The 25,896-nt window shown below is 43.2% G+C and carries 23 protein-coding genes; 18 read left to right on the top strand and 5 right to left on the bottom strand.

Annotation, left to right across the window (positions count from 1 at the left end; all coding sequences use genetic code 11):
• The first annotated feature begins 142 nt into the window (after window positions 1-142).
• From BV375_RS02280 to BV375_RS02270, 3 genes are all read left to right on the top strand, one after another.
• Window positions 143-2,512: a 3-hydroxyacyl-CoA dehydrogenase/enoyl-CoA hydratase family protein gene (locus BV375_RS02280; protein WP_086756818.1), complete on the top strand. Its 2,370-nt coding sequence runs from the start codon at window positions 143-145 to the stop codon at window positions 2,510-2,512.
• A gap of 170 nt (window positions 2,513-2,682) precedes the next feature.
• On the top strand, window positions 2,683-3,864 hold the full coding sequence (locus BV375_RS02275; protein WP_086756815.1) for an acetyl-CoA C-acyltransferase: 1,182 nt from the start codon (window positions 2,683-2,685) through the stop codon (window positions 3,862-3,864).
• A gap of 130 nt (window positions 3,865-3,994) precedes the next feature.
• Window positions 3,995-6,433, top strand: coding sequence for an acyl-CoA dehydrogenase (locus BV375_RS02270; protein WP_208099035.1), 2,439 nt, complete (start codon window positions 3,995-3,997; stop codon window positions 6,431-6,433).
• 200 nt (window positions 6,434-6,633) lie between these two features.
• On the opposite strand, the gene acsF is transcribed toward BV375_RS02270, so the two are convergent.
• Window positions 6,634-7,710 carry a magnesium-protoporphyrin IX monomethyl ester (oxidative) cyclase gene (gene acsF, locus BV375_RS02265; RefSeq protein WP_086756813.1) on the bottom strand — a complete coding sequence of 359 codons (1,077 nt, stop codon included), beginning with the start codon at window positions 7,708-7,710 and terminating at the stop codon, window positions 6,634-6,636.
• Between the two features lie 689 nt (window positions 7,711-8,399).
• Here acsF and hemN point away from each other — a divergent pair.
• Window positions 8,400-9,782, top strand: coding sequence for an oxygen-independent coproporphyrinogen III oxidase (gene hemN / locus BV375_RS02255; protein WP_086756807.1), 1,383 nt, complete (start codon window positions 8,400-8,402; stop codon window positions 9,780-9,782).
• Between the two features lie 545 nt (window positions 9,783-10,327).
• Here the strand turns inward: hemN and BV375_RS02250 are convergent.
• Both BV375_RS02250 and BV375_RS02245 read right to left on the bottom strand, forming a co-directional pair.
• A complete protein-coding gene (locus BV375_RS02250; RefSeq protein WP_086756806.1) occupies window positions 10,328-10,981 on the bottom strand; it encodes a class I SAM-dependent methyltransferase in 654 nt (217 codons plus the stop codon).
• 44 nt (window positions 10,982-11,025) lie between these two features.
• Window positions 11,026-12,384 carry an amino acid permease gene (locus BV375_RS02245; protein WP_086756890.1) on the bottom strand — a complete coding sequence of 453 codons (1,359 nt, stop codon included), beginning with the start codon at window positions 12,382-12,384 and terminating at the stop codon, window positions 11,026-11,028.
• A gap of 580 nt (window positions 12,385-12,964) precedes the next feature.
• Between BV375_RS02245 and BV375_RS02240 the strand changes: the two genes are divergently transcribed.
• The 3 genes from BV375_RS02240 (at window position 12,965) to BV375_RS02230 (ending at window position 14,964) form a co-directional block, all read left to right on the top strand.
• Window positions 12,965-13,243, top strand: coding sequence for a GlsB/YeaQ/YmgE family stress response membrane protein (locus tag BV375_RS02240; protein ID WP_086756803.1), 279 nt, complete (start codon window positions 12,965-12,967; stop codon window positions 13,241-13,243).
• Between the two features lie 201 nt (window positions 13,244-13,444).
• Window positions 13,445-14,137, top strand: coding sequence for a manganese catalase family protein (locus tag BV375_RS02235; protein ID WP_086756800.1), 693 nt, complete (start codon window positions 13,445-13,447; stop codon window positions 14,135-14,137).
• Window positions 14,138-14,235: 98 nt separating this feature from the next.
• Entirely contained in the window at window positions 14,236-14,964 is a 729-nt protein-coding gene (locus tag BV375_RS02230) for a DUF3891 family protein (protein ID WP_086756797.1), read from the top strand.
• Window positions 14,965-15,189: 225 nt separating this feature from the next.
• Here the strand turns inward: BV375_RS02230 and BV375_RS02225 are convergent, their stop codons facing one another.
• The gene (locus BV375_RS02225; RefSeq protein ID WP_086756794.1) at window positions 15,190-16,080 is read right to left on the bottom strand and encodes an aspartoacylase; all 891 of its coding nucleotides are present in this window, start codon (window positions 16,078-16,080) and stop codon (window positions 15,190-15,192) included.
• Window positions 16,081-16,232: 152 nt separating this feature from the next.
• On the opposite strand from BV375_RS02225, the gene BV375_RS02220 reads away from it, so the two are divergent.
• The 3 genes from BV375_RS02220 (at window position 16,233) to BV375_RS38595 (ending at window position 18,581) form a co-directional block, all read left to right on the top strand.
• A complete protein-coding gene (locus tag BV375_RS02220; protein ID WP_086756791.1) occupies window positions 16,233-17,129 on the top strand; it encodes a LysR family transcriptional regulator in 897 nt (298 codons plus the stop codon).
• 415 nt (window positions 17,130-17,544) lie between these two features.
• Window positions 17,545-18,348 carry a creatininase family protein gene (locus tag BV375_RS02215; protein ID WP_086756789.1) on the top strand — a complete coding sequence of 268 codons (804 nt, stop codon included), beginning with the start codon at window positions 17,545-17,547 and terminating at the stop codon, window positions 18,346-18,348.
• A gap of 101 nt (window positions 18,349-18,449) precedes the next feature.
• A complete protein-coding gene (locus tag BV375_RS38595; protein ID WP_279432891.1) occupies window positions 18,450-18,581 on the top strand; it encodes a hypothetical protein in 132 nt (43 codons plus the stop codon).
• Here BV375_RS38595 and BV375_RS02210 read toward each other — a convergent pair.
• Window positions 18,578-18,928: a metalloregulator ArsR/SmtB family transcription factor gene (locus BV375_RS02210; RefSeq protein ID WP_086756788.1), complete on the bottom strand. Its 351-nt coding sequence runs from the start codon at window positions 18,926-18,928 to the stop codon at window positions 18,578-18,580. The two genes, BV375_RS38595 and BV375_RS02210, sit on opposite strands and share 4 nt — an antisense overlap.
• A gap of 80 nt (window positions 18,929-19,008) precedes the next feature.
• On the opposite strand from BV375_RS02210, the gene trxA reads away from it, so the two are divergent.
• The 8 genes from trxA to BV375_RS02170 all read left to right on the top strand — a co-directional run bounded on the left by trxA (window position 19,009) and on the right by BV375_RS02170 (window position 25,843).
• Complete coding sequence (trxA, locus tag BV375_RS02205) at window positions 19,009-19,341, top strand: thioredoxin (protein WP_086689400.1); 333 nt, start codon at window positions 19,009-19,011, stop codon at window positions 19,339-19,341.
• Between the two features lie 413 nt (window positions 19,342-19,754).
• A complete protein-coding gene (locus BV375_RS02200) occupies window positions 19,755-20,549 on the top strand; it encodes an SDR family oxidoreductase (protein WP_086756786.1) in 795 nt (264 codons plus the stop codon).
• Between the two features lie 34 nt (window positions 20,550-20,583).
• The gene (locus BV375_RS02195) at window positions 20,584-21,696 is read left to right on the top strand and encodes an alkene reductase (protein ID WP_086756784.1); all 1,113 of its coding nucleotides are present in this window, start codon (window positions 20,584-20,586) and stop codon (window positions 21,694-21,696) included.
• A 105-nt stretch (window positions 21,697-21,801) separates the two neighbouring features.
• Window positions 21,802-22,467 carry a nitroreductase family protein gene (locus BV375_RS02190; protein WP_086756782.1) on the top strand — a complete coding sequence of 222 codons (666 nt, stop codon included), beginning with the start codon at window positions 21,802-21,804 and terminating at the stop codon, window positions 22,465-22,467.
• A gap of 84 nt (window positions 22,468-22,551) precedes the next feature.
• Window positions 22,552-23,850, top strand: coding sequence for an MFS transporter (locus BV375_RS02185; protein ID WP_086756780.1), 1,299 nt, complete (start codon window positions 22,552-22,554; stop codon window positions 23,848-23,850).
• Between the two features lie 22 nt (window positions 23,851-23,872).
• Window positions 23,873-24,562, top strand: coding sequence for an SDR family NAD(P)-dependent oxidoreductase (locus BV375_RS02180; protein WP_086756778.1), 690 nt, complete (start codon window positions 23,873-23,875; stop codon window positions 24,560-24,562).
• Window positions 24,563-24,596: 34 nt separating this feature from the next.
• Window positions 24,597-25,019 carry a class I SAM-dependent methyltransferase gene (locus BV375_RS02175; protein ID WP_243713823.1) on the top strand — a complete coding sequence of 141 codons (423 nt, stop codon included), beginning with the start codon at window positions 24,597-24,599 and terminating at the stop codon, window positions 25,017-25,019.
• Between the two features lie 125 nt (window positions 25,020-25,144).
• Window positions 25,145-25,843, top strand: a complete 699-nt coding sequence (locus BV375_RS02170) for a glutathione binding-like protein (protein ID WP_086756776.1) — start codon at window positions 25,145-25,147, stop codon at window positions 25,841-25,843.
• Window positions 25,844-25,896: the final 53 nt, after the last annotated feature.

Raw genomic sequence — 25,896 nt, 5'->3', positions numbered from 1 at the left:
AATTAACCGCCAATAAAATTCATTGATTCTTTCTTCTCTTGGCACTCTTGGCGGCTTGGCGGTTCGATAAATTTCATCATGCAAGAGGTAGATTATTTAATCCAAAATCCAAAATCCAAAATCGAAGAAGGAAGGGTGATGTATGTTTAAGCCGTTCCGAACAGCCGCAGTTTTAGGTGCGGGGGTGATGGGAACTCAAATCGCCGCACATCTAGCCAATGCGGGACTCACAGTTCAATTATTGGATATTGCGGCTAAAGGCGACAATAAAAATGATGTAGTGGAAACAGCATTTAAAAAAGCGCTGAAGCAATCTCCACCAATTTTATTTACAGAAAAAACAGCTCGTCGCATCATTCTGGGCAATTTTGACGAACATTTTCACCGTATTAATAATGTTGATTGGGTAATCGAAGTTGTAGTAGAAAATCTCGCTGTTAAACAAGATTTGATGGCGCGGATAGAAAGTACAATTCGTGATGATGCGGTAGTATCTACTAATACTAGTGGCTTACCAATCAATGAAATTGCTCAAGGGCGTTCTGAGTCTTTTCGGAAGCGGTTTTTAGGTACTCACTTTTTTAATCCGCCACGCTATCTAAAATTATTAGAGTTAATTCCTACACCTGATACTGACCTGCAAATTCTGGAAAGAATGCAATGGTTTGGCAGAATGCACCTCGGTAAAGGCGTAGTAGTAGCCAAAGACACACCAAACTTTATTGCTAACCGCATTGGTATGTATGCAACCATGCTGGGAATCAAGGGTGTGACTGAACAAGGTTACACAATTGAAGAAATTGATACTTTAACAGGAGTAATCGCAGGACGACCGAAATCAGCTACATTTCGCACTGCTGATGTGGTTGGGCTAGATACATTGATGTATGTGGCACGCAACCTTTACCCGGCTATTCCCCACGATGAAAGCCGCGAAGTTTTGCGAGTGCCTCCGTTAATGAAGAAACTCGTAGAAACTGGGACTTTAGGAGCAAAAACAGGTCAAGGATTTTATAAGAAACAAGGTAAAGAAATTCTTTCGATCAATCCCACGACACTAGCTTATGAAACAGCGAAACCAATAGATTTAGGGGATATTGAAGCGATTGGTAAGATTTCTGATTTAGGCGATCGCCTACGCAAACTTTACCACGATCCTGGTCGTGCAGGTGCCTTCTTCCGCAAATCAACCTTAGAAATTCTGGGTTACAGCGCCCGTCGCATTCCAGAAATTGCCGATAAACCCGCAGATATTGACCGGGCAATCCGTTGGGGTTTCGCTTGGGAACTCGGCCCCTTTGAAATTTGGGATACCCTCGGCTTTGAAACTGTCTTAGCAGATATGAAAGCTGCTGATATATCTGTGCCAGAGTGGGTAGAAAAGATGCATGATAATGGCGTGCATAGTTTCTATCAAAAAGACAGACTATCTTGGGCTGAACAAAAAGTAGTTGATGCTTGCGCTGTTTGTATTAGCGAACAACCAAAAGCCCCAACCGATGAAATTCTCATACCAGTTATCAAAGCTGATGCCAAAAATATCTTGTGGCAAAACTCAGAAGCTTCTTTCTTAGACATAGGCGATGGAGTTGTTTTATATGAGTTTCATTCCAAAGGTCATACCCTGACTTTAAAAGTCGTAGAAGGATTAGCTGCGGTATTAGATATTATCGAGAACAGCGATTACCGGGGATTGGTCATTGGTAACGAAAGTGCTAACTTCTCTGGTGGTGCGAATTTGGCAGAAATGGCCATGTTGGCACAGACAGATAACGGTAGAGGTATTGCTGATTTAATCGTCAAATTCCAAGCATTATTGCAACGACTAAAATATTTCCCCAAACCAATTGTCGCCGCAATTGTTGGGCGGGTGTTAGGTGGAGGTTGTGAATTAGTCTTAGCTTGTCCCCATGTAGTAGCCGCCGCAGAAACTTACATCGGACTGGTAGAACTTAGCGTTGGGTTGATTCCTGGGGCTGGCGGCATTATGCGAATGGTCACCTGGGCAGCTGACAAAGCCGCAAGCGAATCACCACAAGATATTCTACCCTTCCTCAGGAAAGTGTTTGAAACGGTTGGTATGGCGAAGGTTTCTAGTAGCGCCTACGAAGGACAAGAATTGGGCTTCCTTTCACCCACAACCAAGATTGTGATGAATGCCGACCGAATTTTGTCTGTGGCGAAAGAGGAAGTGCTGTGTCTAGACAGCATAGGTTATATGCCACCACCAGAACGTAACGCCATCATGGTACTAGGTCGTCCGGCGCGGGCGATGTTAGAACACGCGGCGTATGTTATGCAGCAGGGTGGTTTTATTTCCGAATATGACCATTATTTAGCTAGCCGCTTGGCCTATGTCATGACTGGAGGGGAACTGACTGCGCCTGCTTTAGTTGATGAAGAGTACTTATCGAAATTAGAAAGAGAGTCCTTTTTACCACTATTACAGCAACCAAAAACCCAAGAACGGTTTGCGCATACGTTAAAGACAAAAAAACCTCTCAGAAACTAACGCACAAACCCTTTTAATCCCTCTTACCTTTGTGCCCTTTGCGTTCTTCGCGGTTCGTTCTGAATCTTGTTAACGAACCACGAAGGCGCAAAGAACACGAAGAAAGAAAAGAAAGAAGTAATTTGTTAAATCTCTCTTTTGCTTTATTTATCAATAGGTGGGAGTTATTTATGAAAGAAGCCTATATAGTGAGTAGCGTTCGCACACCTGTAGGAAAAGCACCACGAGGTACGCTACATAATATGCGTCCTGATGATATGGGTGCAGTTGTAGTTAAAGCAGCAATTGAGAAAGTCAAAGATTTAGAACCTGTTTACATTGATGATGTAATTATGGGTTGTGCTTTTCCAGAAGCAGAACAGGGATTTAATATTGGGCGGTTAATTGCCCAGCGTGCAGGTTTACCTGATTCTGTCGCAGGTCAAACTGTGAACCGCTTCTGCGCTTCCGGGCTGCAAACGATCGCAATGGCAACCCAAGCAATTATGGCAGGACACGCGGAAGTAATTGTTGCGGGTGGTGCGGAATCTATGAGTTTGATTCCGATGGGCGGACATTATTTGGCTCCCAATCCAGGCATGATGATAGATACGCCCAAAGCTTATTGCACGATGGGCATGACAGCCGAAAACGTCATGCAGCAATACGAAATCTCTCGTCAAGAACAGGATGCTTTTGCGCTACGTTCTCATCAAAAAGCTTTAACTGCTATTCGGCAAGGTCGGTTTACAGAAGAAACTGTACCACTAACAGTGCAAGAAGTCCTTTATGTTGATGGCACTCCGCGACCGATAGAAAAGGTCATGACGGCGGATGAAGGCCCACGTGCTGATACCAGTATGGAAGCGTTGATGAAATTACAGCCTGTATTTCGGATGGGTGGTGGTGTCACAGCAGGTAACTCATCCCAAATGTCAGACGGTGCAGCTGCAACAGTGGTGATGAGCGATCGCATGATGCATATGCTTGATGTCCGTCCTCTAGGTAAGATGTTAGGCTATGCGGTTGCAGGTGTCGCCCCGGAAGTCATGGGTATTGGCCCGGTGGAAGCAATACCAAAAGTCTTAAAACAAGTTGGTTTGACCTTAAACGATATTGGGTTAATCGAACTCAACGAAGCCTTTGCAGCTCAAAGCTTGGCTGTCATTCGTAAACTCGGACTCAACGAAGAAATTGTCAATGTTAACGGTGGTGCGATCGCCCTTGGCCATCCTCTCGGTTGTACAGGTGCGAAACTCACAGCTACCCTCTTCCACGAAATGAAACGGCGTAGTGTCCGTTATGGTTTGGTGACGATGTGTGTAGGCGGTGGAATGGGTGCAGCGGCTGTGTTTGAGAATTTGATGCTTTAGGGCAGAGGGCAGGAGGCAGAGGGCAGAAGGAATGAATAGCGATCTTTCAAACTTTGCCTTCAAAACTCTTGCGTTCTTCTTTGCGCCTCTGCGCCTTTGCGTGAGACTTATCTAATTTGGGGTAACACTAATGAACCTTCTCCAACCAACCATAGTTATTCCCACACTAATTTTTTTATCACTATTACTCGGTTACATCGGCGTTCCATTGTGGGTTTGGTCGCTGTATTTCGCCGCATTACTAGTATCTGTTCATGCGCCTATTTGGATTTGGGGAATTTTTAGCGCGATCGCCCTCATCTTAAATATCCCAATTCTGCGGCAAAATATCCTCACATCACCCTTAATTAAAGCCATCAAAGCTTTTAATTTATTACCAAAAATCTCTGATACCGAACGCGCAGCCATTGAAGCCGGCAATGTTTGGGTAGATGGCGAATTCTTCTCAGGTAAACCAAACTTTCAAAGAATTAATCAAGAACCATATCCTCTAGTCACACCAGAACTGCAAGCGTTTCTCGATGGGCCAGTAGAACAAGTTTGTCGCCTGGTGAGTGATTGGGAAATTTACCGTCGCAAGGATTTACCGCCAGAAGTTTGGGACTATCTCAAACAAGAACGCTTTTTAGGGATGATGATTCCTCAAGAGTATGGCGGTTTGGGATTTTCTAACTTCGCTTATAGCAACGTGATGACTAAATTAGCATCTCGTTCTTTTACCCACGTCGCTACTGTGGGAGTGACGAACTCATTAGGCCCCGCAAAATTATTACTCCGCTACGGTACACAGGAACAGAAAAATTATTACCTACCCCGCCTCGCCAAGGGTGAAGAAATTCCTTGTTTTGCTCTGACAGAACCGACTGCTGGGTCAGATGCAGCCAGTATCAAATCTGAAGGAACAGTATTTAGAGGCGAGGATGGCAAGCTTTATCTGCGGTTGAATTGGAAGAAACGCTATATTACCTTAGCTGCGATCGCCACTCTTTTAGGGCTAGCTTTCAAATTACGCGATCCAGAGAATTACTTAGGCAAAGGTCAAGAAGTTGGCATTACTTGCGTTTTAATTCCTACAGATACACCAGGCGTCATCATGGGTAGACGCCACGATCCAATGGGTGTGCCTTTCTACAATTCCCCCACTGAAGGACATAACGTTGTCATTTCTGTAGACCAAATTATCGGCGGTGTGGAACAAGCTGGTAATGGCTGGAAAATGCTGATGCAAAGTCTAGCCGCAGGTCGGGGAATTAGCTTCCCAGCTAGCTGTACCGGAGTAGCCAAGTTAGTAGCCAGAGTTACCAGTGCTCATGCTGTGGTACGGCAACAATTTGGTTTATCGATTGGGCGCTTTGAAGGTGTAGAAGAACCTCTGGCAAGGATTGGTGGTCTGACATACTTAATGGAAGCAGCTAGAACTTATACCTGCGGTGCAGTAGATAAGGGAGAACAGCCTGCGGTAGTTTCTGCGATCGCCAAATACAGTTTGACAGAAATCTCCCGCAAAATCATCAACGACGGCATGGATATTATGGGCGGTGCAGGAATTTGTCGCGGTCCCAGAAATTTATTGGCAAATATTTATACAGCCACTCCAATTTCAATTACCGTCGAAGGTGCAAACATTCTCACCCGCACCTTGATGATTTTTGGGCAAGGAGCGATTCGCTGTCATCCTTATGTTTATGACGAAATTACAGCCCTAAATCAATCAGATGTGACTGCTTTCGATCGAGCCTTCTGGCATCATCTAGGGTTGACGGTGCGTAATACTTTCCGATCTGTAATTCTTAATCTTACTCGTGGTTACTTGGCTGCTTCTCCAGTCCCAGGTGCGACAGCTAAATATTACCGCAAACTAGAGTGGGCATCTGCTACCTTTGCCTTACTGACTGATATTGCTATGTTCTCCTTTGGGGGAACATTGAAGCGACGGGAGAAACTGACAGGAAGGTTTGCGGATATTCTCACTTGGATGTATTTAGCAACTGCAACCCTACGACGATTTGAAGCCGAAGGACGAAAATCGGAAGACCTACCTTTTGTTCACTGGACAATGCAATATGCTTTTGCTCAGATGCAGTCAGCTTTTGAGGGGATTCTCGAAAACTTGCCTGTGCCAGTTTTAGGTAACTTTTTTGCTTGGTGGTGGCGACTCAATCCAATTGGTTCCCTACCTACTGATAAACTTGGTAGCGCAGTTGCCCATAGATTACAAACTCCTGGACAAATACGCGATCGCCTCACCGCAGGTATTCATATTCCTAGCAGTAGCGATGAAGCATTGGGACGTTTGGAAAAAGCTTTCACGTTGTTATCCCAAGCTGAACCATTACTCAAAACCATCAAAAATGCTAGCCATACAGGGAAACTACCACAGCTAAAACCAGATGAGTTAATTTCAGCAGCCCTCAAAGCGGGAGTGATTAGCGAGAAAGATGTTGAGCTAATTTGCGAGGCAGAGTTTGCTCGTAATGATGCGATTCAGGTAGATTCGTTCACTTTGGAGGAGTATATGCAAGGTACTCAAAGCTTTGCTGACAAGGTAGTAGCTCAGACTGTTGGATAAGCAGTTGTTAAATTTGGATATAGAACCACAGATAAACACCGATGAACATAGATAAATTATCGGTGTTTATCTGTGTTCATCTGTGGTTCTTTTTCTTTCGCTATTTGGGGTTTACGCAATAAAGCTCTGTATCTCTTCATCTACTTTGCGTTCTTTGCATTACCCTGTAGGAAGACGCTACGCGTCTACGTTTTCCTTTTTCAAAGAACTGTTTCTCGTGATAATTCGGCATTAATGGGTTTGACGAGGTAAATCCGCAACATATGCCAGATAATTGAGATGATAGCTGGTAATTTCAGGCAGAACTTGAGAAACTTAGGGCGATCGCTTTGATTAATCTTTGCCAATTTCTGATTATTTTCGTAACACTGCTCTAACCGCCAGAAAAATTCAGGGTGATTAGTATTCAAGATGATAGGGAATGCTCTGGCGGCGGTGTTGTTTGTCTCTTGAATGACTCTGTTATTATATTGGCGCGGATGAATGCCAATAGATTCATAAAAGCTGGCACGTTCAAATACTGTAATTGTATGGGTAACAAACACCGTCAGCAAGAAGAAACGTACCCACAACCGCGCTTTCCAGTTATCCCATAATTGCGGTTGCGACCTGAGCAGTGCTTTAAAGAAATCTCCATGTCGATTTTCATCCTGGCACCAACTCTCAAATTTACGAAACAGAGGATAGATTTGGTATTGAGGATTTTGCTGCAAATGGCGATACATCAAGATATAGCGCCAGTAACCAATTTTCTCCGATAGGTAGACTGTGTAAATAATCCACTCTGGCGGGAAAAAGGTATAAGTACGATTTTTGGTGAGATAGCTTAAATCTAAGGAAAGATTAAAATCTGCCATTGATTTATTGAGAAAACCCGCATGGCGTGCTTCATCTCTTGCCATTAACTGAAAAGCTTCTGCCAAAATCGGGTTCTTTTCTTTAAGGCGGCGCGATAATTCTTTAAACAACAAAAACCCAGAAAACTCAGAAGTGCAGGAGCGTTCTAAAAAGTCGATAAACGAACGGCGGGTTTCGCCATCAATGCGATCCCAGCACTGCTTGAATTCCTCATCGCGCACAAAGTGATGACGGTTATAATCAGCCCGTAACTCCTGGACAATTGCCAGTAGCTCAGTCTCATTGGCTGAAATATCTAACTTCTCCATCGCCTCGAAGTCAGTGGTATAAAACCGGGGTGTTAATAATGTTTCCTGCACAGGCGCTTTCACACCTGGCTTCAATATCTCAGGCTCTGGGGTTTCAAGAGACTTCACCATGAAAATCCTTTTATCATTTAATCTTCCAATAGTTATATAAGCATAAAATATTGTTCAAAAAAGTTAAATTCTGCAAAGGACTAGGGATTAGGGAGATGAGGCAAGAGAGACAAGGAGAATGAGAGGACAGGCTACGGTGTACACACAAGTTTTGTCTGCAAGAGTTTCAAGGCTTATAGACCCTTTAAATTGTCATTACGAGCGGAGCGAAGTAATCGCATAATCCCGTAGTTTTTGCGATTGCTACCCTACGGGAAGGCTCCGCCAACGTCGTTCCTCCTCGCAATGACGGGCCTCCGGAACGATCCAACAGCCTAAAGCTAGACGACGAAACCAAGCTTTAGGTGTGATTTTAAGAATTGTGTGTACACCGTAGGAGGACAGGGGCGGCGCAAAGAAATGACAAATGCCCCATGCCCCATAACCAAAATGTGCCTCCACACACAGACGAAAATAAAGAAATATTAATAGCTTTATAGTTATACAAATATAAATAGTTAAATAATTTTGGGAGAAATAAAAATGGCAGCGATGGCATCGGCAGTGGTATTTGCTGGATCGAGTGATGCAAATCCTGTCTAACCCCAGAATAACAATTCTTTAACTTTGCTTTTGACTGTGAATTAACAGACATTCTGAGTCTGTGGCTGGCCATACAACTAATCGCTAGGCGGTATTCGGAGGTTTTGATGGTTTTTCTCTTACCTGGTGTCAAGTTTGATCTGGAGATGATCCAAAAGTATGATGCTCCTGCACCCAGATACACCAGTTACCCACCTGCTACTGAGTTAAGCGAAGCATTTACTACAAGTGATTTCCAAACTGCGATCGCCGCCTCGAATCAAAGAAAAACTCCTCTGTCTTTGTATTTCCATATTCCTTTTTGTCAGAGTGCTTGTTACTTTTGCGGCTGCAATACAGTAATTTCCAACAACAAAAATATTGCCAAACCTTACTTAGAAAACTTGGTTAAAGATATTCAGCAGACCGCAGCGTTAATCGATTCAGACCGCAAAGTACTCCAAATCCATTGGGGTGGCGGTACCCCTAACTACTTAGAGCGCGATCAAGTAGAATTCTTGTGGAAAAACATTACTCAAAACTTCACCATCGATCCACAAGCAGAAATCTCAATTGAGATTAATCCCCGCTATGTGGATAGGAACTACATTTTATTCTTAAGAAAGATTGGGTTTAATCGCATTAGTTTTGGCATTCAGGATTTTAATCGCCAAGTTCAAGTAGCAGTGAATCGTGTCCAACCAGAAGAAATGCTATTTGATGTAATGAGTTGGATCAAAGAAGCCAAATTTGAAAGTGTGAATGTAGACCTAATTTATGGTCTACCTTATCAAACCCGGCAAACTTTTCGGGAAACGGTGAAAAAGACAATTGAATTAGATCCAGACCGGATTGTTGTTTTTAACTTTGCTTATATCCCGTGGATTAAAGCTGCACAAAAAAATATTCCTGAAGATGCCTTACCCTTACCGCAGGAAAAGTTAGAAATTCTGAAAATGACCATTGAAGAACTGACAAGTAATGAGTATATCTTCATTGGTATGGATCATTTTGCTAAATCTAATGATGAACTGGCGATCGCCCAAAGGAATGGCACTCTGAAGCGCAATTTTCAAGGCTACACCACCCACGCTGAAACAGAACTTTTTGGTTTTGGTGCCACATCTATCAGTATGCTAGAAGATGCTTATTTTCAAAACCACAAGCAATTAAAGGATTATTATCAGGCAATTACTAAGGGTGCTTTGCCTCTGAGTAAGGGTATTAAACTAACTCAAGATGACATTATCAGACGAGATGCAATCATGAGCATCATGTCTCACTTTCAATTGCATAAGCAAGACATTGCAGATAAATATCACATCTGTTTTGATGAGTACTTCTCACACGAACTAGAGATGTTACAGCCTCTAGAAGCCGATGGACTGGTCAGCTTATCACAAAACCACATTGTAATTACAGACATTGGCAGATTGCTAGTGAGAAATATTGCTGTTATCTTTGATGGTCGCATTAGAACTAGAGAAAAACAATTCTCACGGGCAATATAAATCAGAAAAAATCTGTAATAAATGCAGATAAATACTTACAGCGGATTTCAGCTTGATGAAGTCCAATTTCTAAGCCTCAAACACAGGTAAAAAGCCTATTTTACTTCTGAATTCTGCTGTATATTTATCGGTGTTATACCATTTCACAAAAAATATGATGTAGATGTAGTAGCACTGCAAGCTGAATTTGTTGGGTTGAGTAATCATAAAAATAGTTTAATTGTGGATTTTATAGATTTTTTGAACCCAAAGTTTTAAGGCTGACGCACTAGTAGGTTGGGTTGAGGAACGAAACCCAACATTCCAAAGTCTTTTAATTGTTGGGTTTCACTCAGTTCAAACGCCACTTCACTCAAGTCGGGAAACCCGCCCACGTGAGTGGCTCCCCAACCTACGCATCTGTCTCATTTTTTACTGGAATTGGTATTAATCTCTGTGCATCTGTGGTTGATATAAAAGTATTTATGACAACGCAATTTTGGGTAGTTTTAGTAGGTGGGCATTGCCCACCTACGAAGCAGCGATGTTAATTAAAGTTCAAAACCTTATTGTAAATTCGAGGGTATCTTGTCAGGAATTACCCAGTAATAGACGGTTTTGCCATCAACACGTAATGTTTGTTGTGGTTTCCAATCACCCATATCAAAAGCGTGGGAAACAATCCGAGTTCCGGGTTTAAGTTCCTTAAATAGCTTCGGGCGAAGTTTGAGGTTAATATCAGGTAGCAAATAGAGTGTGACTACTGTGGCTTCACTCAAATTAGTGTTGAACAAATCTTGCTGCACAAACTTGACGCGATCGCTGACTCCTGCTTTTTTGGCATTTTGATTAGCTTCTTCGATACGTTCTGGGTTGATATCTATACCTACACCTCGCGTACCATATTTTTGAGCAGCCGTAATCACAATTCGCCCATCACCACTGCCAAGGTCGTAAAGCACATCATTCTTGCCCACTTTTGCCACTTTTAGCATTGCATCCACTACTGGTTGTGGTGTTGGTACATAGGGAACATCACCAGGACGTTCTTGAGGTTGAGTTGTGGTTATAGGAGTTGGTATATCGGTTTGCTGAACAGTCACAACAGGCTGTTGTGTTCCTGCTTCCGAGTCTTGCTGTTGAGTTGTGCATCCAGTAATCCCGAAGCTGACAACACTAACCCCTGTAGCTAGTAAAAGCAGGATTTTTGAGAAATTCATCACTGTCCTCCTGTATCATTTTGGTATTTGGAATGTTGGATTATTTAGGCTCTACCTTGGCGGTAGCTATTCCATAGCAGTAGTGGTATACCTGCTACCACAACCACAACACCGACAACTGCTCCTATGCCTGTATAAACCAAGCTGGAGTAAAGCAGATAGCCGCAGACTGCGCAAAAGAGTAAGGGTGTAAAAGGATAAAAAGGTACGCGAAACGATCGCGTTATGTGAGGTTCGCGCTTTCGCAACACGATTAGCGATACGCCTGAAAGCAAGAAGAAAAACCAAAATACTGGGGCGGTGTAATCCACCATTGTTTCAAAGCCTTTGCGCGTAAGCGTACCCAAGACAACCAACGCGAGGGCGATCGCTCCTTGCAAAAGTAATGCATAGGTAGGAGTGCTAGGTCGTTGTTGCCAACGTCCCATAAAACTAAACAGCGAAAAATCCTGACCCATAGCGTAATTAGTACGCGCCCCGGTAAAAATTGTGGCGTTGGTTGCCCCTAGAGTAGAAATTGCAATCAGTAGACTTACAAAAAAGACCCCTGGTTCACCCCAAAGCGATCGCATTAAATCTGCGGCCACGGCTTCTGATTTAGCCATGTTTGCTAATCCCAACCCCCGCAGGTAAGCCCAATTGATTAGCAAGTAAATAACGGCGATCGCGCCAATACTGATCAGAAGCGAGCGCAGAATATTGCGTTGTCTATTTTGGATTTCTGCGGAAATGTAGGCTGCTTCGTTCCATCCACCGTAGGACAATAGAACAAACACCAGTGCCAGCCCCCAAGTACCCGATGATGCAGATTCTACAAGCGTACTAGTATTAGGTGTGGCAGCCAATCCAAGAATTACCACCAACAACAAACCCAGGACTTTAGCAGCACTCAGCAAATTTTGCGTCCACTTACCTTGTTGCAAACCAACAATATTTAAAGCAGTCAAAAGTGCGATCGCTACTGCTGCATAAATAGATGGTGAAAATGTACCTAACCTCCATATCTGAGAAGCATAGTCACCAAAGACAAATGCCAAAAGTGCAATCGAACCCGTTTGAATCACTGTCATCCGTGCCCAGGCAAATAAAAAGGCGACTTCCCGCCCAAAAGCACGTTTCAGGTAATAGTAGGCACCTCCAACATGAGGATAAGTTGTTGCTAACTCTGCATAGCATAATGCTCCTACCAGAGATACTGCACCACCAATTAACCAGAAAAGCAGGACAGCAAGCTCACTACCTGCATAATTCGCCACTAAAGCAGGGGTTTGAAAAATCCCTGCCCCGATTACAATTCCTATAATCAGCGCCACAGCGTCCGGTAATGTTAGCGATTGCTGAGGTGCTGCTTTTTCAGGTGATACTAACTGCTCAATTGAACTGTAGTTTTCACGTCTACTCACTTGGACTCCTGATTGATGTTGAGTAATCAATAGGGATTCTGCACTTGAGTGTTATCGTCTTTATTGCAACAGAATAACCCTCCTTTTTGTTACTCAAGATTTGAGGAAGTATTCAGGTTCAGTTAAGACTTATGGTTATCTTCATCTGCAAAAAACTAGAACCTTCAATCAGTTGTCTAGTACCTCTGTATTTATATTTTTGAGATTCAATTACATCACTGCTAAGACAGATTAATTAAATTATTTATGCAGCTACATAAACAATATTTATATCTAAAAGTATTTATTTTTACTAATACATCTATAAAAAGGTAGATAGATTGTTTCCTCCTCAAGATAGAAATAAACACCCTAATTGTTTCTTAGCATTTAGCAAGAAAGCATAAACCACTACTATTACAAAAACATTGTCACATATTTTTAAGTTAAGAAACGCTAATAATTGAACCCTAAAATCCCAAAAACATAGTAAAAATTCTTCTCTATCTTCTGGTTGTAACATTTATCTCAACCGATAGAAACAATTTAGAGTTTTTATAGATAAATTAAGTACAAACCAGATAAGATTTCTGAGGATTTTATGAACATTATTGCTTGGGTTGTTTTAGGACTTTTAGCTGGTGCGATCGCGAAAGCAATTTATCCAGGTTATCAGGGTGGCGGAATTCTATCAACAATGGTTTTAGGTATTGTCGGTGCTTTCATTGGTGGAAGTCTGTACACACTTTTACAAACAGGAACTCTACAATTAACTGCCGCTGGTGCTGGTTTCAGCCTCCCAGGTTTATTTATAGCTGTAATTGGTGCAATTATTGCTATTTACCTGTGGGGACTGTTAAGCAGAAGCAGTAGGGTCTAATTTAAATGGCAGGTCAAAAGTAGAGGAGCAAACAAGTACTGCGGGGCGGAAGTCAAAAGACGTTTACTCTACAAGGCTTTATTTACGTCACGCTGTACTAAGTAATTTTTTGGAACTACCAGTTTTACCCAAAACTGGTAGGTCGTAAAGATTACCATTCGATCCACTGACCACATCATTGCTTCAGGAATAACAAACGACATGTTTTTTCACAAAAAAGAACCGATTCATGCAGTAAACGTTAGCGATGCAAATCCTCGTTTTGCTCAGTTACTCCTAGAACAGTTTGGTGGAGCAACAGGAGAACTTTCGGCTGCTCTACAATACTGGGTGCAATCTTTCCATGTCGAAAATGCTGGCATTAAAGATATGCTGCAAGACATAGCTATCGAGGAATTTAGCCATTTAGAAATGGTGGGTAAACTCATCGAAGCTCATACCAAAAATGTGGATCAAACAGAAGCTTTTAAAAGCACTCTGTTTGCGATCCGAGGAGTGGGTCCTCATTTTCTAGATAGTCAGGGTAACGCTTGGACTGCAAATTACTTGAATGAGGGTGGAGATGTAGTGCGCGATCTGAGAGCTAATATTGCTGCTGAAGCTGGTGCTCGTCAGACTTACGAAGAGTTGATTAAGTTAGCAACAGATGATGGAACTAAGAAGACTTTGGTGCATCTGTTAACTAGAGAAATCTCTCATACCCAGATGTTTATGAAAGCACTAGATTCTCTGGGTAAATTGACCGATCCACTATTTGGTAATATTCAGCCTGACGAAACTGTTGCTCTCTACTACAACCTATCTACAAATGGTAATGGTCATGATGAGCGCGGTCCTTGGAATTCTGAACCAACATTCAAATATATTGCCGATCCGCTGCAAAAACATTCCTAATTAACTAAGGTAGGACAATAAGATGAGCCAGTTAGAAGTATCTTCTCTGGCTCATTTTTCAGGCAAAAATTAGAGTTTAGATGATGGAGAAATAACAGGTGATTGTCAATGCTACACAAAATGGTTGGGAAATTATTTATCACCGTGCACATGCTTTGCTAGCAGCTCAATTAGCGGGACAGTGGCGACGCAAAAATGCTCCAGCCAGGTTATATGAAACACTTGCTGCAATTTCCCATCATGATGATTTAGAGAAAGAATGGGAAGAGGATATTTTAACTGACGCTGGTGCGCCAATGGACTTTACCCTAAATCAAGATACCGATGTAGAGAAAATTGCCAAACTAGTGAAGAATGCGCTTTATCGGGGACGGTGGGTAGCTTTATTAATTTCTAAGCACATGAGTCGGTTACACGAGTCAAAACGCGGCGAGATTCCAGAATTAGACAAATTTTTAGATGAGCAATTGGAGAACCAAGAACTTTGGCGAAAGGAATTGGGTATTGAAAAGACAGACGTAGAAGCTGCTTATGCATTTATGCAATGGTGCGATCGCCTGTCTTTAATTCTCTGTCAACAAGAATTACCTGCTGATGAGCGATGGTTAGAAATTAGCAAAGGCCCTGAAGATGAACGGTATGACATTATGCAGCGTAGCGATTCCTTAATTACTGTCAAACCTTGGCCTTTTGAGAATGAGAAATTTACAGTCAATATAGAAGCCTGCGATTTATCCCAGTTGAAATTTAAAAGCAGCGCTGAACTGTCTAAAGCACTCCAAGAAGCTCCCCGCAAAGTACTGGAGTGGACATTTGTGAAGAGTTAGTCAGAAAATAAGTCAACATAATTCGTAATTGTTACTCTACGCATGAATGCGCTTTCTTGAAACAGGGATTAAGTTGAGTTTCTCTGTCCGTTAGACTTCTTGCATGAGTCGATTTTTTGAATATCGAACCACAGATGAACACAGATAAACACCGATATTTATCTGTGTTTATCTGTATTTTTTTATTCTTATTCTTAATTCAAATTTTTACAAGAAGGCTATTAATTACGAATTAGTAATATTTTTATGGGTTAGGTGGGTAATGCACATTGCAATACCCTTTTCATAATAGGCGGCTTCGTTAATAAAAACTGGATACACAGTTGAGTCGCCTTGATAGACAATTTCCTTACCTTCAAAAGTTAAAAAAATTGGCTCTCCTGAATGAAGCGGTTGATAGTCCCTAAATTGCAGTTGAGGATGAATCATTGCTTGAATTTCTCCTAACTCATTTCTGGGATAATCGATTGTTTGAATACTGTGATAAACATCGAGGGTATCTTTTCCAGTCGGTAGATTTCCCAGGTTATAAGCTTCTAAATAATCTAAAATTGCGTGAATAATTTCTTCAGTTTCTTGAAATAAAGCAGCATCTAGAACACCTTGAGCAACTGCACCAACTTCTAAGGTACAGCTAAATTCACAAATTGAATCTAGATGAGGTCTGTCTTGATTTTTACTTGTTGAATAAAGGACTTTGACTCTTGGATTTAGTGAGGTGAGATAAGCTGCTAATTGAATATTTAATAAATTCTCATTACCTAAAATGATAGACAGCCCCATATTGGCTGTAGAAGTGTGTAAATCAATCACAAAATCTGCTTGCTGGCTACCTTGAGAGCCAAAGGTTTGATAAATTATCTTTGCTCTTTGCGCTTCATAACTAGACAAATTAGGATTGTCTAAATCTTGACGGAGAAAACAGCGATTTAAGTCAGTATCAACATACCGTTTAGCGATCGCATACGCTTTAGGATTTGCAATCAGTGTCAGACTTTCAAAACTTGAGCGCTGAATCAAATGAGGCGATCGCTCAAATTTTTTGACTAGATAAATTCCTGTCAGTTCATTTCCGTGGGTTCCACCGACAATCACAACACGCTTGATTTTGCTCATAGTTATAGTGATTACCCCGATAAGCTTAGACGTTGCTGTGATAAATCTTGATCAACAGTCTTTATCTGTCACTATAAGGGAAAGCAACTATATTGAAGATACTTTTTTAACGAGTACACTATATATAAAAAATATAGTAGTCATAGTAAGCAATGGAACTTAGACATTTGCGGTACTTTATTGCTGTGGCTGAAGAAAAAAATTTTAGCTACGCAGCCCAACGCTTGCATATAGCCCAACCTCCCCTCAGTCAGCAGATTAGCGCCCTCGAAGTCGAAATTGGCGCGAAACTGCTCGATCGCAAAAAGCGTCCGCTGCAACTCACATCTGCGGGACAAGTATTTTTAGAAGAAGCACGGTTAGTTTTAGCTCAACTTGAACACGCAATTGTGCAAACACAACGAGCTAGTCGCGGCGAGATTGGACAATTGGTAGTGGGTACTAATAGTTCTATTGCTAACAGCCTTCTACCTGAGATGCTGCGAACATTTCGCGATCGCTTTCCTAATGTAAAACTAGTTTTGCGCGAACTCACAGCTTCCGAGCAGATTCAAGAACTGCACAATCGTCGTATCGATCTGGGATTTGACCGCTTACCCCATTCCCATCAACAGGATGCTAACTTGAGCTATCTACCAATTGTGCGCGAGTCGTTAGTGATTGCATTACCAACAACACACCCTCTTACTAACCAAGCAGAAATTCCTCTCGAAGCAATGGCTGATGAACCTTTTGTCTTACCTTCGCCAGAAATCGTTCCTTCCTACACTGAAATTATTAACCTTTGTCAGCAGGCTGGTTTTTTCCCCAAGGTAGTTCAAGAAGCAACTTGGGTGATTACCGTTCTCAGCCTTGTTGCTGGTGGTGTAGGAGTCGCACTTCTACCCAGCAATGTCCAAAATCTTCAGCGCACAGGTGTTGTGTACAGATCCATCAAAGGCGTAAATCTCTCGCGAGAGATTGTAGTCGTTTGGCGACAAGAAGATTCATCACCTGTCTTGCACGAATTTCTAAATGTAATTCGGGAGTTGACCGCATCTCCGCCCTAATTTCAGCCATTTAGCGATCGCCTTGCCTATTTTTAGTGAAAGAAATTATTTTAGTATATGAAACAAAAAACACCCGGGAGTGTTGCCGTGTTTCCACCCCAGGTGCTTTTCGTTTTAACTTGCTCCTCACACACAACTAAACAATATCACCTGTCCTATTAATAATCGGTATAGTAGATAACAATTTTAGAAAATCTTAAAACCTTTCTCTAAGAAAATAAGGTAGAGGCAGATGGCAGAGGAGGCAGTGCGGTGGACGGGTTTCCAAGGCAGCCGCTTGCGGGGGTTCCCCCCGTTGTGCGGACTGCCGTCGGCATAAAGCAACTGCCGTGGCAGAAGGAAATTTTCCGCTTGCCCCCCTGCTCTATTCCAGTCGCCCATCCCGATAATATAAAAATGGCGCGATATTATTCAAATGCATAGCTTCATACCCCCAGAACGCTTTTTTCCCTACCTCAGTTGGACTGACATCCAGACGATGCCAGATAAAGAAAATGTGGTAATCATCCAACCAGTGGGAGCAATTGAACAACATGGTCCCCATCTACCGCTAATTGTTGATGCTGCGATCGGTGTTGGGGTATTGGGAAAAGCCTTGGCAAAACTGGACTCTAGTATTCCTGCCTACGCTTTGCCCAGTATTAACTATGGTAAATCTAACGAACACTGGCACTTTCCTGGCACTATTACCCTGAGTACGGAAACACTCACGGCAATAATTATGGAGGTGGGAGATAGTATTTACCGAGCCGGATTTAGAAAATTAGTGTTGATGAACTCCCACGGCGGACAGCCCCAAGTTATGCAATTAGCAGCGCGGGATTTACACGTTAAGTATGGCGATTTTTCGGTGTTTCCTTTGTTCACATGGCGTGTGCCTAATATTACGAAAGAGTTGCTAACTCCGAAGGAAGCAAAGTTAGGTATGCACGCTGGAGATGCTGAAACTAGTTTAATGTTGGCACTTTTACCAGAGCAGGTGAAACTGGATAAAGCTTTGGCTGAGTATCCGCCAGAACAATCACAAAGTAGTTTGCTGAGTTGGGAAGGTCAACTACCTGTGGCTTGGGTAACGCGAGATATCAGTCAAAGTGGAGTCATTGGTGATGCGACAACAGCAACGAAAGAAAAAGGCGATCGCATTCTCGAATCTGTCTCCGACGGTTGGGTGCAAGTGATTCGCGATATCTATCACTTTCGACCACCTCAAATTGCTTAATCTTGACTAGGTCGGGACAAAGAAAATACTGGCGAGAGTTGTCATTAGTCATTTGTCATTAATTATTTCTCCCCACTCTCTCCCACACTCCCCACACTCCTTTGTCCTTCTGCCTCCTGCCACGCCAGTTGCTACAACGGGGAGGCAGTCCGTTGGGCGGCTTTGCCGACTTGAAGGAACTGCCGTGGGAACCCCCGCAACGCACTGGCTCCTCTGCCTTATTTTCACGCTAAACTTGTGAGGCTGTTTGTTGATCAGCCGAAGCGCAGATATTTAATGGTTGAGCCGATTGTAAAACAGCATCCAACAAGCCCGGAAACAGCACCTCTAAATCTTCGCGCCGCAATCTATTGATGTGCTGTGTTCCTTCTTTATGAGTCAATACTACCCCCGCCTCTCGTAAAATCTTAAAGTGATTTGACATTGTTGATTTGGCGATCGCAAAATCAAATCCAGCACAGCACTGTTCTCCCTGAGTTGCTAAAAGCCGCACAATCTCTAGCCTTACTGGGTCGCCTAAGGCGTATAACACTCCCGCTAAAGATATATCTTTTCGATCTGGATGATACAAGAATCTCATAGTTGCACTATCTCATAAAATGGCGTATATTTTACTTATTCGATATTATCGAATAATAGAATTAAATCAGGAGGACGATTATGTCATCCGTTACAAATGTCACCGAAGCCACATTTAAGCAAGAAGTCCTTGAAAGCCACGTTCCTGTCTTAGTAGACTTTTGGGCACCTTGGTGTGGCCCTTGCAGAATGGTGGCTCCGGTTGTCGATGAGGTTGCTACCGAATACGATGGCCAGGTAAAAGTGGTAAAACTGAACACAGATCAAAATCCCACTGTCGCCAGTCACTATGGTATTCGGAGTATTCCCACGCTAATGGTATTTAAAGGGGGCCGACAAGTCGATACGGTCGTGGGTGCCGTGCCCAAAACCACTTTAGCTAAGACTTTATCACAGCATATTTCTGAAAGTTAACCGCCTAGAGTGGGCTAATTATAAGACTTGAATGAGGGGAATCTTTGTTTCTTGAAGTCAAGGGTAAAGGGTCAATAGTCATTGGTCATTTGTCATTGGTTATTTTTCCCCTTCGGGTGACGCTCCTTCTCCCAAGGGGAGACGCTTCGCGAACGTCGCTAACGCCAGTCGCCTGCGGAGGGAAAACGCCACTTGCTACCTCCGCAGGAGTACAAGCCGGGAAACCCGACGCCAGTTGCTACAACGGAGGGAACCTCCCTCCGGGTTCACCAGTCCCCTACGGCGGGAAACCCGCCTTCAGGGCTGGATTCACCGCAACGCACTGGCTCTCGCTCCCCTCCCGCAGTGCTGGTCTCACCTTGTCTCCCCACACTCCCTTCTCTGCCTCCTGCCTTCTTTCTCAGGAGAATAAAATGGACTTGAAATTACAAGGTAAATCCGCGCTGGTGAGTGGTTCAACCGCAGGTATTGGTTTAGCCATTGCGCAAGCGTTGGTACAAGAAGGTGCATCAGTCATAGTCAATGGGCGATCTGCCGCACGAGTGACAGAAGCGATCGCTAAAATTCAGCACAGTCATCCAGAAGCAAAAGTTTCGGGTGTAGTTGCGGATTTAGGGACACAAGAGGGAATCAAGCAACTATTTGCGGAAGTTCCTCACGTCGATATTTTGGTCAACAATCTCGGCATTTACGAGCCAAAAGGATTTTTTGATATTACTGACGAAGACTGGTTGAACATATTTGAAGTTAACGTACTCAGTGGTGTTCGTTTAAGTCGGCAATATCTGCAAAAGATGCAGGAGCAGAATTGGGGGCGAATAATTTTTATTTCCAGTGAGTCTGCGGTGCAGATTCCTGTAGAAATGATTCACTATGGCATGACAAAGACATCTCAGCTAGCGATCGCCAGAGGATTAGCAGAAATAAGTGTTGGTACTGGCGTAACGGTGAACTCTGTATTACCAGGGCCGACTCGCTCAGAAGGTGTTGAAGAATTTATCACTCAGATAGCGCAAGAACGAGGCGTTACTCCTAGCGAAGCCGAGGCAGAATTTTTCCGGACTCTGCGTCCTACTTCTCTACTCAAACGCTTTGCAACTTGTGAAGAAGTCGCTGCGATCGTTGTTTACTTAGCCAGTCCTCTCGCTTCAGCTACTAATGGCGCAGCTTTGCGGGTAGATGGTGGCGTGATTCGGTCGATTATTTAGTCTATTTTTCACCATTATTTTAGAGATCTGACCAATGAATAATAGTATTAACTTGTTTTCTCCCTACCAATTGGGTGACTTAGAACTGCCTAACCGGATAGTTATGGCTCCTTTAACCAGGCAAAGAGCAGGTAAGGGTAATGTACCGCACTCACTAAATGCTACATACTACGCTCAACGCGCTTCTGCTGGATTGATTATTGCAGAAGCAACTCAAATTTCGCCTCAAGGACAGGGGTATCCTAATACACCAGGTATTTATTCAGCCGAACAAGTAGCGGGCTGGAAATTAGTCACCGATGCCGTGCATCAACAGGGAGGAAGAATATTTCTGCAACTGTGGCACGTAGGCAGAATTTCTCACCCAGACTTCCAACCTGATGGGGCATTGCCTGTAGCACCTTCTGCGATCGCACCCAAAGGCGAAGCATTCACCTACGATGGCCCTAAACCTTTTGTAACTCCTCACGCTTTGGAAACCTCAGAAATTCCAGAGATTGTCGAACAATACCGTCAAGGAGCAATAAATGCTCTAGCAGCTGGGTTTGATGGCATAGAAATTCACGCAGCTAACGGTTATTTAATTGACCAATTCCTTCGGGATGGTACGAATCACCGTACAGATGAGTATGGGGGCAGTATTGAGAACCGCGTCAGATTCTTACTAGAGATAATAGAGGCAGTAACTAGCGTTTGGGATACTAATCGGGTAGGAGTACGCCTTTCTCCTAGCGGTACATTTAACGATATGCGTGACTCCAATCCCTTAGAGACATTTGGTTACACCGCGCAAGCATTAAATAAATTTGATTTAGCCTATCTACATATCGTTGATTCCACAGATGCAGATATCAAATATGGTGGAACAGCAGTACCAACCAAATATTTACGGGAAAAGTATACAGGGACGCTGATTGCTAGTGCTGGTTATACCCGTGAAAAGGGCAATGCTGTCTTGGCTAATAAGGAAGCAGATTTAGTCGCTTTTGGCACTCTATTTATAGCAAATCCAGATTTACCCCGACGCTTTGCTTTAAATGCACCGTTGAATCAACCAAATCCAGAAACCTTTTATGGTGGTGGCGAAAAAGGATATACAGATTATCCGTTTTGGTCTGCTACTAGCGAACAAGTAGTTAGTCTATAATGACTGCGATGTAATGGGAAGCAACCTTTTACACCAAAAAAGTATTTAGCCCGAGAACAAAAAGCGCTATAACAGCGTAGGAACTACAACAATCAGGAGAATCTCATGAGTGTTATTACACAAACTCAAGCCCTAGATGTACCTAGTGCTATTCTCAAGCGTCGGTCGATCAAAACTTTCAAATCAGATCCCATAGCCCCAGAACTACTCAAGCAACTAGTAGAGTTAACCGTAGCCGCACCCAGCAGTTTTAATATCCAAGACTGGCAAATTATCCTCGTACAAGATGAAGCTCAAAAAGCAGCATTATCAGCAGCATCTTGGAATCAACAACAAATTATCCAAGCACCTGTAACATTTGTGTTTGCTGCCAATCCCAAGGCTGGAGAAGAAGACTTGACTCCAATTTATGAAAAGGCGCTGGAAACTGGTGCATGGAATGAAGGTACAGTCAACTATTTTAAGAATGCCATACCGCAATTTCAAGCTTCTCTAGGAGGCAAACAACGCGAATATGCAATCAAAGATGCAATCATTGCTGCTACTCATTTGGTACTTGCAGCTGAAAGTTTAGGTTTATCCACCTGTTTTATGAACGGTTGGATTGAGGATCAAGTAAAGGCAGTAATTGGTGCAACAGACGATCCAGATTTAGCGATCGCAGTTTTAGTACCTGTTGGCTATGCCGCAGAACCACGCCTCAATCCCGGTCGTTTGCCTCTATCTGCTAACGTTTCTGTAGATAGAATCGGCAATCCTTATCAGGGGTAATTCTTAGTTGTAGAAATAAAACTACAGATAAACACAGATATTTATTGGTGTTTATCTGTTTCCTTTCCCAAATCCCTTAAAACCATGTCTCTAGCCTCGTTTTTAGCACGTCGTTCGCTTCACTATGGCTGGCTTGTCGCAGGTTTAACATTCTTAGCGTTATTAGTAGCAGCCGGGATTCGTTCTGCACCTGGAGTTTTGATTGTACCCTTGGAGCAGGAGTTTGGCTGGAGTAGAGCTACTATCTCCTTGGCAATCTCCATCAACTTAGTGCTGTATGGACTGATTGGCCCGTTTGCCGCCACTGTCATGGAGCGCATCGGGATTCGCCGGACAATGGTATTCGCACTGGCTTTTATCGCTCTTGGTGTTGGCTTAACCACTTTCATGTCAGCTTCCTGGCAGCTAATCTTACTTTGGGGAATCATCGTCGGTAGTGGTAGCGGAGTCATCGCTTTAGTATTAGGTGCGGTTGTCGTCAATCGCTGGTTTGTGAAGCAGCGGGGTTTGGTTTTGGGGATTCTTACCGCCAGCACAGCTACCGGACAATTAGTATTTCTGCCGATGTTGGCGTCGGTTGTGGAAAGGTTTGGATGGCGCACAGCTACTTTAGCTCTGGCTGGTATTGCACTTGCAGTTACTCCAGCGATCGCTTTATTCATGCGCGATCGCCCTGCGGAAGTTGGCTTGCGTCCTTTTGGCGATTACAGTGAAACTGTGGAATTAATACCGCCAAAGGCCAATTCCATCACTTCAACTCTGAACAAACTTTCGCAGGGCTTTAAGTCTAGAGATTTTTGGTTGTTATTTAGTAGTTTTTTTATCTGTGGTGCTAGCACTAACGGACTCATTGGCACTCATCTAATTCCCGCCTGTATTGATCATGGTATCCCTGAAGTTAAGGCTGCGGGACTGTTAGCGATTATGGGAATCTTTGATTTTTTTGGGACAACTATCTCCGGTTGGTTGTCTGACAGGTGGAACAATCGCTACTTACTTTGCTGGTACTACGGGCTGCGGGGTATATCCTTAATTTTTCTTCCCTTCAGTTTTCACTTCTCATTCTACGGACTCTCAATCTTTGCAGTCTTCTACGGACTCGACTGGATTGCTACAGTACCACCTACAGTTCGCCTCGTTGCTAACGTCTTCGGCAAAGAGAATGTCGGTGTTATGTTCGGCTGGATTGTCGCCGGACATCAACTCGGTGCAGCAACAGCCGCCTTTGGAGCCGGAGCGCTAAGAACCTGGCAGGGTACTTATCTTCAGGCATTTATTTTTTCCGGTGTTCTTTGCTTAATAGCCGCAGTTTTAGTGCTGCGAATCGGTCAAAGCCCTACTAAGAATAATTCACAGCTTTCTTCAGCCACCATTAATCCCTAGTCAACAAAAGGAAATCGCACCTATGCCAAAAACAGCTTTGATAGTCGGAGCCGGTAATGGATTAAGTGCTGCTATCGCTCGCTTATTTGCCAAAGAAGGACTGAACATAGCCTTAGCTGCTCGCAGCATTGAGAAACTGACTCAGCTTAATAGTGAAATTGGGGCGGTTAGCTTTGCTGCTGATGCTTCCAAGCCAGAGGAGGTAAATCAGTTATTTGTCGATGTTGAAAATAAACTCAGTGCCCCGACAGTTGTTGTTTACAATCCTAGTTTTCGAGTACGCGGATCGCTGATTGATTTAGATCCTAACGAAGTTGCAAAAACTTTAGACATCACTGCCTATGGAGGCTTTCTCGTTGCCCAAGCTGCTGCTAAAAGGATGTTACAGCAAGGAGGCGGTGCTATCTTCTTTACCGGAGCCTCAGCCAGCGTTAAGGGTTATGCACAATCTGCACCTTTTGCAATGGGAAAATTTGCACTCAGAGGTTTAGCTCAAAGCATCGCCAGAGAATTAGCACCCAAGAATATCCATGTTGCGCATTTTGTAATAGATGGTGCCATTCGTTCTGCAGAACGCCAAGATCCAGCAGACAACCCTGATAGTACCCTCGATCCGGATGCGATCGCTCAAACTTACCTCAACATCTTAAATCAACCCCGCAGCGCTTGGACTTGGGAAGTAGAATTGCGTCCTTGGGTCGAGCGTTTTTAATCAAGTTTCTCAGATTTTTACCGAGCTACTAAAGATGAAAATAGATTTCGGTATAACTGCCACTGATTACGCCAAACACCGCGCTGGTTTTCCTAGTTCTTTATTTGACAGACTATCTGAATATGGTATTGGTTTACCAGGGCAAAACATTGTTGATCTCGGTACAGGAACAGGAACCCTAGCACGAGGCTTTGCTACTAGAGGCGCGAAGGTAATTGGCATAGACCCATCAGTATCACTTGTAGAACAAGCCAAGCAATTAGACCAAGCCGCCCAGGTTCAGGTAGAGTATCGCATAGCAACTGCGGAAAATACTGGTTTACCAGATGCTAGCGCTGATGTAGTGACTGCTGGACAATGCTGGCATTGGTTTGATCGTCCCCGCGCTGTGCAGGAAGTCAAGCGGATTTTGAAAGAAGATGGTTACATTGCGATCGCTAAATCACCACATTCATAAACTATATCAGTCGGTAGCACGAAATACCTCAGACTAAGTAGAGATAATTCAAATTGCTCAAAAATTAAATTTTTCCTTCCGCCTTCATGTCTTTTACTTAATCACAAAATTCCGGAGAAATAATCATGATTGACCTTTACTATTGGACAACTCCAAACGGTCACAAAATCACAATTTTCTTGGAAGAAGTTGGACTTGCTTACAACATTATTCCGGTAAATATTGGTGCTGGCGATCAATTCAAACCAGAGTTTCTACAGATTTCACCTAACAATCGCATCCCTGCAATTGTTGATCGTGAACCTGCAAATGGAGGTGCGGCGATTTCAGTATTTGAGTCTGGTGCAATTCTGCTGTATTTAGCAGAAAAAACCGGGAAGTTGATTCCGCAAGATGTACGCCAACGTGTAGAAGTTTTACAATGGCTATTCTGGCAGATGGCAGGTTTAGGGCCAATGGCGGGACAGAACCACCACTTTAGCCAATACGCACCAGAAAAAATTGACTATGCTATTAATCGCTATGTCAAAGAAACAGGACGCTTGTATGCAGTCCTAGATAAAAGATTGGCAGATAGAGAATTTGTCGCTGGCGATTATTCCATTGCTGATATTGCTGCGTATCCCTGGATTGTGCCTTATGAAAATCAACGTCAAAACTTAGAAGATTTTCCTAATTTAAAGCGTTGGTTTGAGGCAATCAAAGCACGTCCGGCAACAATTCGCGCTTACGAAAAAGCAGAAGCATTCAAAAATCAGGCATTAGATATTGAAAAATCACGGGATTTATTATTTAATCAATCTGCCCAGACTATTCAACGTTGAACCTGATACGTAAAAATCCAGCTTGCTGCTTTAATAGCATCTCAATCTCGTAC

The sequence above is a fragment of the Nostoc sp. 106C genome (assembly GCF_002154725.1).
Classification (GTDB): domain Bacteria; phylum Cyanobacteriota; class Cyanobacteriia; order Cyanobacteriales; family Nostocaceae; genus Aulosira.
This window is presented reverse-complemented; position numbering and strand designations above follow the sequence as displayed.